The sequence below is a fragment of the Streptomyces sp. NPDC020490 genome, from assembly GCF_044335305.1.
Taxonomy (GTDB): Bacteria; Actinomycetota; Actinomycetes; order Streptomycetales; family Streptomycetaceae; genus Streptomyces.
This window is the reverse complement of the sequence record NZ_JBIRUY010000023.1, coordinates 15,543-29,339: the sequence shown is the minus strand read 5'-3', so window position 1 is coordinate 29,339 and position 13,797 is coordinate 15,543. Positions and strand designations below refer to the sequence as shown.

Sequence of the window (13,797 nt, the reverse complement as noted above, 5' to 3'; positions counted from 1 at the left end):
CTAACCGGCACCGGGCGGGCACGAACATGTGAGTTTCACGCGTTCCTGGGTACGGCCGCGAGCACGCGTTGTCAGACCCCGCTGGCACCATGGCCCCATGAACCTCATGCTCTTTCACTCCACCTACGGCCTCCGGCCCGCGGTGCGCCAGGCCGCTGACCGACTGCGCGACGCCGGCCACGAGGTGTGGACCCCGGACCTCTTCGAGGGGCGCACGTTCGACACGGTCGAGGAGGGCATGGCCTGCAAGGACGAGATCGGCCAGGACGAGCTGCTGAAACGGGCCGTGCTGGCCGCCGCCCCCTACTCGGAACGGGGACTGGTGTACGCCGGGTTCTCCCTCGGCGCGGCCGTCGCCCAGACCCTGGCGCTCGGCGACGAGAAGGCGCGCGGGCTGCTGCTCCTGCACGGCACCTCCGACGTCGCGCCGAACGCCTCCGCGGACGGCCTGCCGGTCCAGCTGCACGTGGCCGAGCCGGACGCGTTCGAGCCCGACGACTGGCTGAGCGCCTGGTACCTGCAGATGGGCAGGGCGGGCGCCGATGTCGAGGTGTACCGGTACGCCGGGGCCGGTCACCTGTACACCGACCCCGGCCTGCCGGACTACGACGAGGAGGCGGCCGAGGCCACCTGGCGGACCGCGCTCGGCTTCCTGGACTCGCTCCGGTGATCCGCTACACCGGGTCGTAGGTCCGTTCCACCTTCTGCGTGCCGCTGCGGGTGCGGTACGAGCGGGCCCACGACGAGGTCGCGTTCGCGGACGTGCGGTCGGACAGGACGTAGTAGTCCATCTGCGCGCGCTCGGCCGTGACGTCCAGGACGCCGTAGCCGTGGCGGTCGGTGTCGACCCAGTGGACGTGCCGGTTGGCGGCCTTGATGACCGGCGCGGCGATCGCGGAGACCGTGCCCTCGGGGACCTTCACGATGTCGTCGAGGTTGTCGGAGGTCACCGAGGTGACCACGAACTCCGTGGCGGCCGAGGCGGACAGCGGGTAGGTGCCGGCGTCCACGGGCACGTCGTTGGCCCACGCCATGTGGATGTCGCCGGTGAGGAAGACGGTGTTGCGGATGGCGTTGGACCGCAGGTGGGCCAGCAGTTCCCGCCGGTCGTCGGTGTAGCCGTCCCACTGGTCGGTGTTGAGGGCGAGGCCCTCCTTCGGCAGCCCGAGCAGCTCGGCGAGCGGCTTGAGCAGGTCGGCGGAGAGGGAGCCGACGGCGAACGGCGAGATCATCACCGAGTTGCCGACCAGCCGCCAGGTGGTGTCGGACGTCTTCAGCCCCGCCTTCAGCCAGTCGAGCTGGGCGCGCCCGGTGATCGTGCGGTCCGGGTCGTCCACCGAGCCGTTGCCGACCTTGACCTGCTGCGAGCGGAACGAGCGCAGGTCGAGCAGGGACAGGTCGGCGAGTTTACCGAAGCGCAGCCGGCGGTAGGTGGTGCCGGCGGTCGCCGGGCGCACCGGCATCCACTCGAAGTAGGCCTGCTTGGCCGCCGCCTGACGGGCCGACCAGGTGCCCTCGGCGCCCTCGGTGTGGTTCTCGGCGCCGCCCGACCAGGCGTCGTTGGCGAACTCGTGGTCGTCCCAGATCGCGATGACCGGCGCCTTGTGGTGCAGCGCCTGCAGATCGGGGTCGGTCTTGTACCTGCCGTGGCGGGTGCGGTAGTCGGCGAGGGTGAGGATCTCGTGGGTGGGCGCGTGCGGCCGTACGACGGTCCCGCGCGTGCCGTAGTCGCCGCTGCCGTACTCGTAGATGTAGTCCCCGAGGTGCAGCCAGGCGTCCAGGTCGCCGCGGGCCGCGAGGTGGCGGTACGCCGAGAACCAGCCGGCCTCCCAGTTGGCGCAGGAGACCACGCCGAAGCGCAGGCCGGAGACCGCCGCGTCCGCGGCCGGCGCGGTGCGGGTGCGCGCCGGCGGGGAGTCGGTGCCGCCCGCGGAGAAGCGGAACCAGTAGTCGGTGGCCGGCTCCAGGCCGCGGACGTCGGCCTTGACGGTGTGGTCGGAGGCGGCGGTCGCGTTCACGGATCCCGTGGCGACGACGTCCGTGAACGCCTTGTCCCGGGCGACGACCCAGCCGACCTCGGTGTCCGGGCCGAGCCCGGAGCCGGGCACGGCCTCGGCGATGGGGGTCACCCGGGTCCACAGCAGGACGCCGTCGGGCAGCGGGTCGCCGGAGGCGACGCCGTGCAGGAAGGCGGGGGTGCCGGCGGCCGCGCGGGCGGGCAGCGCGGCGGCCAGCGGACCGGCCAGAACGGCGGTGGCCGCGGCGGCCTTGACGATCGTACGGCGGCGCGGCGAAAGCGAGTTGACGCTCTCGGCGGGCGCGGATGCTCTGTATCGACTGGTCACGACCGATCAGGTTACTGATCGGTATGAACGGGAGCGGGCGAACTCGGAAAGTTCGCCCGCTCTTCCGCTGAAAGTCGCCTCGGACGGTCCGTCAGCCCTTGAGGGCCGCGCCGACCACCTGGTTGAACTGGTCCACCGTCATGGGCGGGTTGCCGTTGCCGTCGGCGGTGAGCATCTTGCCGTTCATGACCAGGCTCGGGGTGCCGGTGACGCCGTCCTTGTTGGTGTCGAAGGTCTTCGACATGGCGAGCGCCCAGGCGTCGTAGGTGCCCTTCTTCACCGCGTTCTGGAAGCCGGCGTTGTCCTTCAGGGCGGGAACGGTCTGGGCGACCTTGATCAGGTAGTCGTCGCTCTTGAACTTGTCGTCCGACTCCTCGGGGTGCCACTTCTTGGAGTAGAGCGCGGTCTTGTACTCCAGGAACGCCTCGTCGCTGACGTTCAGCGCGGCGCCCATGGCGCTCATCGCGTTCTTGGAGCCCTCGCCGCGCGAGCCGATCTGGCCCTTGCCGAGGGAGTCGCCGTCGAGGAACGTGCCGCCGACGTACTGGAGCTTGTACTTGCCGCTGTCGAGGTCCTTCTTCACGGTCGGGCCCACGGTTTCCTCGAACTGGGCGCAGATCGGGCAGCGGGGGTCCTCGTAGATCTTCAGCGTCTTCTTGGCGCTCGCCTTGCCGATGACGACCGTCGTGCCGTTGGTGCCGGTGGTGTTGGCCGGCGCGACGACCTTGTCGTCCTTCACGGCCTCCCAGTGGCCGGGCTTGTTCGCCTGGACGAAGGCGTAGCCTATGCCGCCGGCCGCGGCCAGCACGGCGACGACCGAACAGGCCACGATGACCTGCCGCTTGGCCTTGGCCCGCTTGGCCTGGCGCTCGCGCTCCTGACGCAGCCGCTCACGGGCCGCCGTCTTCGCCGCCTGGCTGTTCCGATTGCTCATGTTGGTGATCTCCATGTGGGACGCGCATGTGTCGTGCGCGGGATACGTGTGGGGGTCTGCTGGTACTCAGCTGTGGTTCAGGCGAACGCGGCCGAGCACGGCGGTCCACGCCGCCCCAGGGAGTGCACGAGAAGCCGGTCGCGGACGACGGCGGACCGGCGGACGGGACGCCGCGGGCGCCCCTGCGCCTCGGCGGGCCGGACGGCCACCGCGGCCACCGCGAGCAGCAGCGGCCGGAACGTGGTCGCGGCGACCGCCCGCAGCAGCTGGGCCAGGGCCCGCTCACCGCGGCGCAGCCAGGCGGCGGCGAGCAGCCCGACGGCGACGTGCGCGCCGAGCAGCAGCCAGGCGGTCGCCGGGTCGGCGTGGGCGAGCAGCACCGCGAGCCGGTCGGCACCGGTGCCCGTCACGTGCGCCAGCGGGCTGCCGACCTCGGTGCGGTTGCCGCACAGCACGTCGAAGCCGACGGAGCGCAGGGGGCCCGCGACCGGGCCGCCCGCGCGGCCGTAGCAGAGGTGCTGGCCGGTGGTGAAGACCGTGTCGGCGGCCAGCTCCAGCGGGACCAGCGCGGCGGCGATGCGCCCGAAGCCGCGCTCGCCGCCGGCCAGCGCGTAGGCGGCCGTGAACACGGCGGCGGCGACCGCGGCCACCGTGCTCAGCGGCAGCGGGACCCGTGACAGCAGCACGTGCGACGCGGTGCTGAGCGTCACGACGAGCGCCGTGAACACGGCCGCGCGCACGGCTCTCAGCGGGGTCCCGGATATGTCCATAGCGCAGGAGAGTCTGTCACGCCGTGCCGTAAGGGACCCCTAAAGGGTCCCTGTGAGGCACGACCCGTCACAGACCCGGGATCCGGCCGTTGCGGAACAGGTCCACGAAGATCTGGTGGTCGGCACGCGCGCGTGCGCCGTAGTCGTGCGCGAAGTCCACCAGCAGGCCCGCGAAGCCGTCCTCGTCGGCGGCGATCGCCGCGTCGATCGCCCGCTCGGTGGAGAACGGCACCAGCGACTCGCCGGAGGTGTCGTCCGCCGCGGAGTGCATGGTCGCCGTGGCCCGGCCGAGATCGGCCACCACCTGGGCGATCTCCTCCGGGTCGTCGATGTCGCCCCAGTCCAGGTCCACGGCGTACGGCGAGACCTCGGCGACCAGCTGGCCCGCCCCGTCCAGCTCGGTCCAGCCCAGCCAGGGGTCGGCGTGCTGCTGCAGGGCGCGCTGGGAGATCACCGTGCGGTGGCCCTCGTGCTGGAAGTAGTCGCGGATCGCCGGGTCGGTCACGTGGCGGGAGACCGCCGGGGTCTGGGCCTGCTTGATGTAGATCACGACGTCGTTCTCCAGGGCGTCGGTGTGCCCCTCCAGCAGGATGTTGTACGACGGCAGCCCGGCCGACCCGATGCCGATGCCGCGGCGGCCGACGACGTCCTTGACGCGGTAGGAGTCCGGGCGGGCCAGGGACGCCTCCGGCAGCGTCTCCAGGTAGCCGTCGAAGGCCGCCAGCACCTTGTAGCGGGTGGCGGCGTCCAGCTCGATGGAGCCGCCGCCCGGCGCGAAGCGGCGCTCGAAGTCGCGGATCTCCGTCATCGACTCCAGCAGCCCGAAGCGGGTCAGGGAACGGGCGTCGCGCAGCGCGTCCAGCAGCGGGCCCTGCGCGGTGTCCAGGGTGAAGGGCGGCACCTCGTCGCTCTTGGCGCCCGTGGCCAGGGCGTGCACGCGCTCGCGGTACGCCCCCGCGTAGATCCCCACCAGCTCGCCGATCTGGCCGTCGCTGAGCGCCTTCGCGTAGCCGATCAGCGCGATCGAGGCGGCGAAGCGCTTCAGGTCCCAGGTGAAGGGGCCGACGTACGCCTCGTCGAAGTCGTTGACGTTGAAGATCAGGCGGCCGTTGGCGTCCAGGTAGGTGCCGAAGTTCTCCGCGTGCAGGTCGCCGTGGATCCACACCCGCGAGGTGCGCTCGTCCAGGTACGGGCCGCTGAAGGTCCGCCCGTCGCCGCGCCCGGCGTGCTCCGCGTCCAGGTCGTGGTAGAAGAGGCAGGCCGTCCCCCGGTAGAACGCGAAGGCCGAGGACGCCATCTTCCGGAACTTCACGCGGAACGCGGCCGGATCGGCGGCCAGGAGCTCGCCGAAGGCGGTGTCGAAGACGGCGAGGATCTCCTCGCCGCGCTGCTCGTCGCTGAGCTGGGGGACCGACATCGCTGGGTGCCTCCTGGTGCATGACATGGGTGACGAGAGAGTCGTCACGTCCAACGGGCGAAGATACGCGGGAGTGCCCGCGACCCACGCATGAAGGTACGCGGCGCGGGCCCGCGCGTGTCAGTGCCGGGGCATAGACTTCGACGCTGACCCCAGGACTGTCCGCCAGCCCGTCGCCTAGCGCCCACCCGTCGCCCGACCACCACCCCTCAACGAGGCGCTTCGCGCCGCAGCGCTTAACTTTTGGAGGCCGCCCCGTGTCGAAGCCGCCGTTCACGCACCTGCACGTCCACACCCAGTACTCGCTGCTGGACGGTGCCGCGCGGCTGAAGGACATGTTCAACGCCTGCAACGAGATGGGCATGACGCACATCGCCATGTCCGACCACGGCAACCTCCACGGCGCGTACGACTTCTACCACTCCGCGAAGAAGGCCGGGATCACCCCGATCATCGGGATCGAGGCGTATGTCGCCCCCGAGTCCCGGCGCAACAAGCGCAAGATCCAGTGGGGCCAGCCGCACCAGAAGAAGGACGACGTCTCCGGTTCCGGCGGTTACACCCACAAGACGATGTGGGCGGTGAACAAGACCGGCCTGCACAACATCTTCCGGCTCTCCTCGGACGCCTACGCCGAGGGCTGGCTGCAGAAGTGGCCCCGGATGGACAAGGAGACCATCGCCCAGTGGTCCGAGGGCATCGTCGCCTCCACCGGCTGCCCCTCCGGCGAGCTCCAGACCCGCCTGCGCCTCGGCCAGTACGACGAGGCGCTGAAGGCGGCCGCCGACTACCAGGACATCTTCGGCAAGGACCGCTACTTCCTGGAGCTGATGGACCACGGCATCGAGATCGAGCGCCGGGTCCGCGACGGCCTCCTCGACATCGGCAAGAAGCTCGGCATCCCGCCGCTGGTCACCAACGACTCGCACTACACGTACGCGCACGAGGCCGGCGCCCACGACGCCCTGCTGTGCATCCAGACCGGCAAGAACCTCTCCGACCCCGACCGCTTCAAGTTCGACGGCACCGGCTACTACCTGAAGTCCACCGACGAGATGTACGCCATCGACTCCTCGGACGCCTGGCAGGAGGGCTGCCGCAACACCCTGCTGGTGGCCGAACAGGTCGACACCACCGGCATGTTCGAGAAGCGCGACCTCATGCCCAAGTTCGACATCCCCGAGGGATACACCGAGGTCACCTGGTTCAAGGAGGAGGTCCGCCGCGGCATGGAGCGCCGCTACCCGGGCGGCATCCCCGAGGACCGCCAGAAGCAGGCCGACTACGAGATGGACGTCATCATCTCGATGGGCTTCCCCGGCTACTTCCTCGTCGTCGCCGACTTCATCATGTGGGCCAAGAACAACGGCATCGCGGTCGGCCCCGGCCGAGGGTCCGCGGCCGGCTCGATCGTCGCCTACGCCATGGGCATCACCGACCTCGACCCGATCCCGCACGGTCTGATCTTCGAGCGGTTCCTCAACCCCGAGCGCATCTCCATGCCCGACGTCGACATCGACTTCGACGAGCGCAGGCGCGTCGAGGTGATCAGGTACGTGACGGAGAAGTACGGCGCCGACAAGGTCGCCATGATCGGCACCTACGGCACCATCAAGGCCAAGAACGCCATCAAGGACTCCGCGCGCGTGCTGGGCTACCCGTACGCGATGGGCGACCGCATCACCAAGGCCATGCCCGCCGACGTCCTCGGCAAGGGCATCCCGCTGTCCGGCATCACCGACCCCGCCCACCCCCGCTACTCCGAGGCGGGCGAGGTGCGGGCGATGTACGAGAACGAACCGGACGTGAAGAAGGTCATCGACACCGCCAAGGGCGTCGAGGGCCTGGTGCGGCAGATGGGCGTGCACGCCGCCGGCGTGATCATGTCCAGCGAGACCATCACCGAGCACGTGCCCGTCTGGGTCAGGCACACCGACGGCGTGACCATCACCCAGTGGGACTACCCGAGCTGTGAGTCGCTCGGCCTGCTGAAGATGGACTTCCTCGGCCTGCGCAACCTGACGATCATGGACGACGCCGTCAAGATGGTGAAGTCCAACAAGGGGATCGACATCGATCTCCTGTCCCTCCCGCTGGACGACCCCACGACCTTCGACCTGCTCCAGCGCGGTGACACGCTCGGTGTCTTCCAGTTCGACGGCGGCCCCATGCGCTCGCTGCTGCGCCTGATGAAGCCGGACAACTTCGAGGACATCTCCGCCGTCTCGGCCCTGTACCGGCCGGGCCCGATGGGCATGAACTCCCACACGAACTACGCGCTGCGCAAGAACAAGCAGCAGGAGATCACGCCGATCCACCCCGAGCTGGAGGCGCCCCTCGAAGAGGTCCTGGCCGTCACCTACGGCCTGATCGTCTACCAGGAGCAGGTGCAGAAGGCCGCCCAGATCATCGCCGGCTACTCGCTCGGCGAGGCCGACATCCTGCGCCGCGTGATGGGCAAGAAGAAGCCCGACGAGCTGGCCAAGAACTTCACCATCTTCCAGGCCGGCGCCCGCAAGAACGGCTACAGCGACGAGGCCATCCAGGCGCTGTGGGACGTACTGGTCCCCTTCGCCGGCTACGCGTTCAACAAGGCGCACTCGGCCGCGTACGGCCTGGTGTCGTACTGGACCGCCTACCTCAAGGCGAACCACCCCGCCGAGTACATGGCGGCACTGCTGACCTCGGTGAAGGACGACAAGGACAAGTCGGCGGTCTACCTCAACGAATGCCGCCGCATGGGCATCCGGGTGCTGCCGCCGAACGTCAACGAGTCCGAGGCCAACTTCGCCGCCCAGGGCGACGACGTGATCCTCTTCGGCCTCTCCGCCGTCCGCAACGTCGGCACCAACGTCGTCGAGTCGATCATCAAGTGCCGCAAGGCCAAGGGGAAGTACGCCTCCTTCCCCGACTACCTCGACAAGGTCGAGGCGGTGGTCTGCAACAAGCGCACCACGGAATCGCTGATCAAGGCCGGCGCCTTCGACTCCCTGGGCCACACCCGCAAGGGGCTGACGGCGCAGTACGAGCCGATGATCGACAACGTGGTCGCGGTCAAGCGCAAGGAGGCCGAGGGACAGTTCGACCTCTTCGGCGGGATGGGTGAGGAGCAGAACGACGAGCCCGGCTTCGGGCTGGACGTGGAGTTCGGCACCGACGAGTGGGACAAGACGTACCTGCTCGCCCAGGAGCGGGAGATGCTCGGTCTCTACGTCTCCGACCACCCGCTGTTCGGCCTGGAGCACGTGCTGTCGGACAAGGCGGACGCGGGCATCGCCCAGCTCACCGGCGGTGAGCACGCCGACGGCGCGGTCGTGACGATCGGCGGCATCATCTCGGGCCTGCAGCGCAAGATGACCAAGCAGGGCAACGCCTGGGCGATCGCCACGGTCGAGGACCTCGCCGGCTCCATCGAGTGCATGTTCTTCCCGGCCACCTACCAGCTGGTGTCGACCCAACTCGTCGAGGACGCGGTCGTGTTCGTCAAGGGCCGCCTCGACAAGCGCGAGGACGTGCCCCGGCTCGTCGCGATGGAGCTGCAGGTCCCCGACCTGTCCAACGCGGGCACCAACGCGCCCGTGGTGCTCACCATCCCGGCGGTGAAGGTGACCCCGCCGATGGTCAGCCGCCTCGGCGAGATCCTCAGCCACCACAGGGGCGACAGCGAGGTCCGCATCAAGCTTCAGGGCCCGACCAGGACGACGGTCCTGCGCCTGGACCGGCACCGGGTGAAGCCGGACCCGGCGCTGTTCGGCGACCTGAAGGTGCTGCTCGGGCCGTCCTGCCTGGCGGGCTGAGCGATCGAAGCGCGCGAGGGGCGCACCCGGTGCGGGTGCGCCCCTCGTCGGCCATGCCCGGGCGGGGGCGGGCCCGGCTAGTTGTGGCCGAGCTTCTTCGGCTTGCGGCCGTGCTCGACGACGTCTGCGGGGCTGGACGCCTCGGTGGCCACCGCGGTCTGCTGCTCGGCGCGCTCGGGAGCCTGCCGCTGGCTGCGCATCTGGTTCCCGCCCTGCTTGCGGTTCTTGTTCTTGGCCATGGAAATCTGCCTCCTTGTGGGGCATCTGGGGGCCAGGGACGGGATCAGATTCACATAGCCTTACAAGGCGCGCATGTCGGACAATTACCGTGCGTGACAGGGGTCATGGGAGCGCGCGGCCCCGAAACGCCACGCCGAAGATCGAGTTCCGGCCGTTTACCCCCGTGCTGTCGGGCAGACTCGAAGCAAGCCCGAAGCAAACCTCCCGGAAAGAGGGTGGATCGCGTGGACCGCTGCATCGTCCTGGTGGACGCCGGGTATCTGCTGGGGGCCGCCGCCAGTCTCCTCGCCGGGGAGCCCTCCCGGTCGCGGATCACCGTCGACCACACCGCTCTCATCCAGGGGCTGCGCGAGCGCGCCGAGTCCGAGACGGAACGGCCGCTGCTGCGCATCTACTGGTTCGACGGCGCCCCCGACCGCGTCCCGCAGCCCGAGCACCGCAGACTGCGCGTGATGCCCCGGGTCACCGTCCGGCTCGGCGCGCTGACCCGCAGCGACGGACGCTGGGCCCAGAAGGGCGTCGACGCCGCCATGCACGCCGAGCTGACCGAGCTGGCCCGCAACCGCGCCTGCTCCGACATCGTCCTGGTCACCGGCGACGGCGACCTGCTGCCGGGCATGATGGCGGCCAAGGAGCACGGGGTCGCCGTGCACCTGTGGGCCGTGCAGGCGGCCGACGGCGACTACAACCAGTCCGAGGACCTGGTCGCCGAGGCCGACGAGCGGCGCGTCCTGGACCGCACCTGGATCACCAAGGCCTTACGGGCCAAGGAGGTCGGCGGGGTCTGCGCGCCGCCGCCCGCGCCGCGGCCGGAGATCGCCGCGATCCTGTCCGCGCCGCTGCCGGAGTCCGCGCTCGGGGCCGCCGAGCGGCCCGCCGAGGCGGGCGAGCACCCCCCGGCGGCCGCCGCCTCCCGGAACGGCACGCAGGAGCGGGCGTCCGCGCCCAAGGGCGTGCCGACCCCCAAGGACCTGGCGGCGATGCGCGCCCCCGGCGTGCAACCCGCCCCGCAGCCCGCGAGCGCGACGCTGCGCTGGTCCTCCGACCGGGGGTGGGTCGACCGGCCGGCCGTCGAGCCGCCCGAGGCCGCCTCCATGCCGACCCTGGCGCAGCTGACCACGGCGGAGCAGCGGTGGGCCGACCGGGAGGAGGACATCACCACGGTCGGCGGCGATCCCTACGAGGTCGGACAGGTGTTCGCCCGGCGGTGGATCGGGCGGCTGGGGGACCAGAGCCATCTTCAGCGGCTGTCCGGCATGTACCCGCGCATCCCGCACCGGATCGACGGGGAGCTGCTGCGCTACGCGGCGCGGTTCGGGCTGCTCGCCCACAAGGACGACCAGATCGACGAGCACGACCGTTACGCCATCCGGGCCGGCTTCTGGCGGGAGCTCGACGCCCGGACGGGCACCGAGCGCGCGCCGGCGGCCGAGTAGTTCTCCCCCCGTGCCTCCCCGTTCTGGACCGCCCTCCACCGGCGGTTCTTTACCGGCGCATGCGCTGTTGTCGACCGACCCGAGACCTGGTGGGGCGCGCCGACCACGTACCCTCGTCCTTTGTGAGTACGCGCGCGGCACAGGCACTTCGGCACGGCGGCGATGTCGTGTGCGCGGTGCGCGGGCTGACCAAGACCTACCCGGCGGTGCGCGGACGGCGGGGCGCTCCCGGAACACCCGCGGTGCGGGCCGTCGACGACGTGCGGCTGGACATCCGGGGCGGCGAGATCTTCGGGTTCCTCGGGCCGAACGGCGCCGGCAAGTCCACCCTGGTGCGGCAGCTGACCGGGCTGATGCGTCCCGACGCGGGGAGCGTCGAGATCCTCGGCCACGACATCGTGCGGCACCCGGAGCGGGCGGCGCGCATCCTCGCCTACCTCGGGCAGGAGTCGACCGCCCTCGACGAGCTGACCGTGGCGCTGGCCGCCGAGACGACCGGGCGGCTGCGCGGGCTCCCGGCCCGGCAGGCGCGGGCCGAGCGGGACGACGTCCTCGACGAACTGGGCCTCGCGCCCATCGCCGGGCGGCCGCTGAAGAAGCTCTCCGGCGGGCAGCGGCGGCTGGCGTGCTTCGCCGCCGCGCTGGTCGGCAGGCGGCCGCTGCTCGTGCTGGACGAGCCGACCACCGGGATGGACCCGGTCGCGCGGCGCGCCGTGTGGGCCGCCGTGGACCGGCGGCGGGCCGAACACGGGGCGACCGTGCTGCTCGTCACCCACAACGTCATCGAGGCCGAGACCGTCCTCGACCGGGTCGCCGTCCTCGACCGGGGACGGGTGATCGCCTGCGACACCCCCGTCGGGCTCAAGGAGCAGGTCGCCGGGGAGGTCCGCGTCGACCTGGTGTGGCGCGAGAAGGCCCCGCTGCACGTGCCCGAGGTCGCCGCGCTCCGGGAACGGGCCACCGAGTCCGGCCGCCGCTGGACCCTGCGGCTCGTGCCCGAGGAGGCCCGCGCGGTCGTCGCCACCGTCACCGGCGGGGCCGCCTTCGCCGCGCTGGACGACTTCACGCTGGCCACCCCGAGCCTGGAGGACGTGTACCTGGCGCTCGGCGGCGCCGCGCGGCAGGGACTGGTGAAGGCATGAGCACACGGGCCGTCGCATCCGTAGTCGACAGGGCCGCCGGAGCGAAGAGGAGCAGCACGACGTGAGTGTCGTACCCGCCGATGTCGCGCCGGGCGCGGCCGTGGGCGAGCAGGAGTCCGCCCGCGGCGCGGCCGAGCTGGGACCGCGGGCGCGGCTGTGGCCGTCCCTCGTGGCCGTGTACCGGGCGCAGCTGTCGCGCGCGCGGGTCGCGCGGATCCCGCTGCTGTTCGTGGCGACCTTCCAGTCGGTCGGGATCATGATCCTGATGCGGGGGGTGGTGAGCGGCGGCGGTGAGGCCAGGTCGGTGGTGGCCGGGTCGTCGGTGCTCGTCGTGGCGTTCGTCGCGCTGAACCTGCTCGCGCAGTACTTCGGGCAGCTGCGGGCCGGCGGCGGGCTCGACCACTACGCCACGCTGCCGGTGCCGCCGGCGTCGGTGGTGCTGGGGGCGGCGGGGGCGTACGCGTCGTTCACCGTGCCGGGGACCGTGGTGACCGCCGTGTTCGGCTGCGTGCTGTTCGGGCTGCCGCTGACCCACCTGTGGGTGCTCGCCGCCGTGATCCCACTGGCCGGGGCGGCGCTGGCCGGGCTGGGTGCCGCGCTGGGGCTGCTCGCGCCGCGGCCGGAGCTGGCGACGCTGCTCGGCCAGTTGGGCATGTCCGCGGCGCTGCTGCTCGGGGTGCTGCCGGCCGACCGGATGCCGGAGGTGGTACGGCTCGCCCGCGACCTGCTGCCGTCGACGTACGGGGTGGAGGCCCTCGCCCGGACCTTCGGGGCGCACCCCGACTGGGCGTTCGTCCTCGGCGACCTCGCCGTCTGCGGGGTGGTCGGCGTCCTGTCGCTGGCGGTGGCCACCTGGGCGTACCGCAGGGCGGCCGTCCGGTGACGCGCCGTCCCGACACGCCTGGCACGATGGCGGGGTGACCGCACCGTTGACTCCGCCTCCACCGCCGCATGAACACTCCCCGCACGACGCATGGCAGGCCTCGCCTCCCGGACGCACGGCTTCGGCGCCCGAGGCCGCCGGGTACGGCACGTACGGACAGGACGGCCCCGGAATGAAGACCGAAGTGCGGGAGGCCGCCGTCGTCGCGGTGGCGGTGGCGCTCGGCGGGGTGCCGCTCGGCCTGCTGTGGTGGTGGCTGGCGCCGCACGTGCCCCTGGTCGGGGACGCCGTCGACAAGAGCTGGGTCGTCTACCTCGCCGACAGCGAGGGGGAGCAGGCGATCGGCGTCGACGGAACGTTCACCCTGCTCGCGCTGGCGTTCGGCGCGGTGAGCGCCGCCGCGGTGTTCCTGGCGCGCAGGCGCGGCGGAGTGCCGCTGACCGTGGGGCTGGGGGTCGGCGGGCTGCTCGGCTCCCTGCTCGCCTGGCGGCTCGGCGTCTGGCTCGGGCCCGCCCAGGACGTGATCGCCCACGCCAAGCAGGTGGGCGAGGGAGTCAGGTTCTCGGCGCCGCTGAAGCTGGGGGCGAAGGGAGCGCTGCTGGCGTGGTCGCTGGCGGCGCTGCTGGTGCACCTCGGGCTGACGGCGCTGTTCGGGCCGCGGGACCCCGAACCGTACGAGCAGGGCCCCGCCCGGAAGGACCCGTACGCTCCGCAGCCGTGAGTCGGGCGGGCGGGCGGGCGGCGCCCCCGTCCAGGGGTCACGCCCGTCCAGGGGTCATGCCCAGGGGGTCACGCTCGCCCAGGGGTCATGCCCAGGGGGTCACGCTCGCCCA

General features: G+C 71.5%; 11 protein-coding genes. 6 read left to right on the top strand and 5 right to left on the bottom strand.

The window, feature by feature from the left end:
• Positions 1-28: 28 nt before the first annotated feature.
• On the top strand, positions 29-670 hold the full coding sequence (locus ACH4ZX_RS23360; RefSeq protein WP_398275890.1) for a dienelactone hydrolase family protein: 642 nt from the start codon (positions 29-31) through the stop codon (positions 668-670).
• Between the two features lie 4 nt (positions 671-674).
• Here the strand turns inward: ACH4ZX_RS23360 and ACH4ZX_RS23355 are convergent, their stop codons facing one another.
• The 4 genes from ACH4ZX_RS23355 to ACH4ZX_RS23340 form a co-directional block, all read right to left on the bottom strand.
• Positions 675-2,345 (bottom strand): alkaline phosphatase D family protein, encoded by a 1,671-nt coding sequence (locus ACH4ZX_RS23355; protein ID WP_398275887.1) that lies wholly within the window; start codon positions 2,343-2,345, stop codon positions 675-677.
• 91 nt (positions 2,346-2,436) lie between these two features.
• Positions 2,437-3,279: a thioredoxin domain-containing protein gene (locus tag ACH4ZX_RS23350; RefSeq protein WP_398275885.1), complete on the bottom strand. Its 843-nt coding sequence runs from the start codon at positions 3,277-3,279 to the stop codon at positions 2,437-2,439.
• Between the two features lie 77 nt (positions 3,280-3,356).
• Positions 3,357-4,049, bottom strand: coding sequence for a hypothetical protein (locus ACH4ZX_RS23345; RefSeq protein ID WP_398275883.1), 693 nt, complete (start codon positions 4,047-4,049; stop codon positions 3,357-3,359).
• Positions 4,050-4,116: 67 nt separating this feature from the next.
• On the bottom strand, positions 4,117-5,466 hold the full coding sequence (locus ACH4ZX_RS23340; RefSeq protein ID WP_398275880.1) for a DUF2252 domain-containing protein: 1,350 nt from the start codon (positions 5,464-5,466) through the stop codon (positions 4,117-4,119).
• 257 nt (positions 5,467-5,723) lie between these two features.
• Between ACH4ZX_RS23340 and dnaE the strand changes: the two genes are divergently transcribed.
• Positions 5,724-9,263: a DNA polymerase III subunit alpha gene (gene dnaE, locus ACH4ZX_RS23335; RefSeq protein WP_398275877.1), complete on the top strand. Its 3,540-nt coding sequence runs from the start codon at positions 5,724-5,726 to the stop codon at positions 9,261-9,263.
• Between the two features lie 77 nt (positions 9,264-9,340).
• Here the strand turns inward: dnaE and ACH4ZX_RS23330 are convergent, their stop codons facing one another.
• A complete protein-coding gene (locus ACH4ZX_RS23330) occupies positions 9,341-9,502 on the bottom strand; it encodes a hypothetical protein (protein ID WP_360744872.1) in 162 nt (53 codons plus the stop codon).
• A 225-nt stretch (positions 9,503-9,727) separates the two neighbouring features.
• Between ACH4ZX_RS23330 and ACH4ZX_RS23325 the strand changes: the two genes are divergently transcribed.
• The 4 genes from ACH4ZX_RS23325 to ACH4ZX_RS23310 all read left to right on the top strand — a co-directional run bounded on the left by ACH4ZX_RS23325 (position 9,728) and on the right by ACH4ZX_RS23310 (position 13,685).
• Positions 9,728-10,939, top strand: a complete 1,212-nt coding sequence (locus ACH4ZX_RS23325) for an NYN domain-containing protein (protein WP_398275874.1) — start codon at positions 9,728-9,730, stop codon at positions 10,937-10,939.
• A gap of 167 nt (positions 10,940-11,106) precedes the next feature.
• Complete coding sequence (locus ACH4ZX_RS23320; RefSeq protein WP_398276159.1) at positions 11,107-12,081, top strand: ABC transporter ATP-binding protein; 975 nt, start codon at positions 11,107-11,109, stop codon at positions 12,079-12,081.
• Positions 12,082-12,142: 61 nt separating this feature from the next.
• Entirely contained in the window at positions 12,143-12,964 is an 822-nt protein-coding gene (locus tag ACH4ZX_RS23315; protein ID WP_398275871.1) for an ABC transporter permease, read from the top strand.
• 34 nt (positions 12,965-12,998) lie between these two features.
• Complete coding sequence (locus ACH4ZX_RS23310; protein ID WP_398275868.1) at positions 12,999-13,685, top strand: AAA family ATPase; 687 nt, start codon at positions 12,999-13,001, stop codon at positions 13,683-13,685.
• The last annotated feature ends 112 nt before the right edge of the window (positions 13,686-13,797 follow it).

Excerpts from the sequence above, each read along its gene's own strand:
- ACH4ZX_RS23340 (WP_398275880.1), bottom strand. The coding sequence starts at position 5,466 with ATGTCGGTCCCCCAGCTCAGCGACGAGCAGCGCGGCGAGGAGATCCTC.
- ACH4ZX_RS23330 (WP_360744872.1), bottom strand. The coding sequence starts at position 9,502 with ATGGCCAAGAACAAGAACCGCAAGCAGGGCGGGAACCAGATGCGCAGC.
- ACH4ZX_RS23345 (WP_398275883.1), bottom strand. The coding sequence starts at position 4,049 with ATGGACATATCCGGGACCCCGCTGAGAGCCGTGCGCGCGGCCGTGTTC.
- ACH4ZX_RS23350 (WP_398275885.1), bottom strand. The coding sequence starts at position 3,279 with ATGAGCAATCGGAACAGCCAGGCGGCGAAGACGGCGGCCCGTGAGCGG.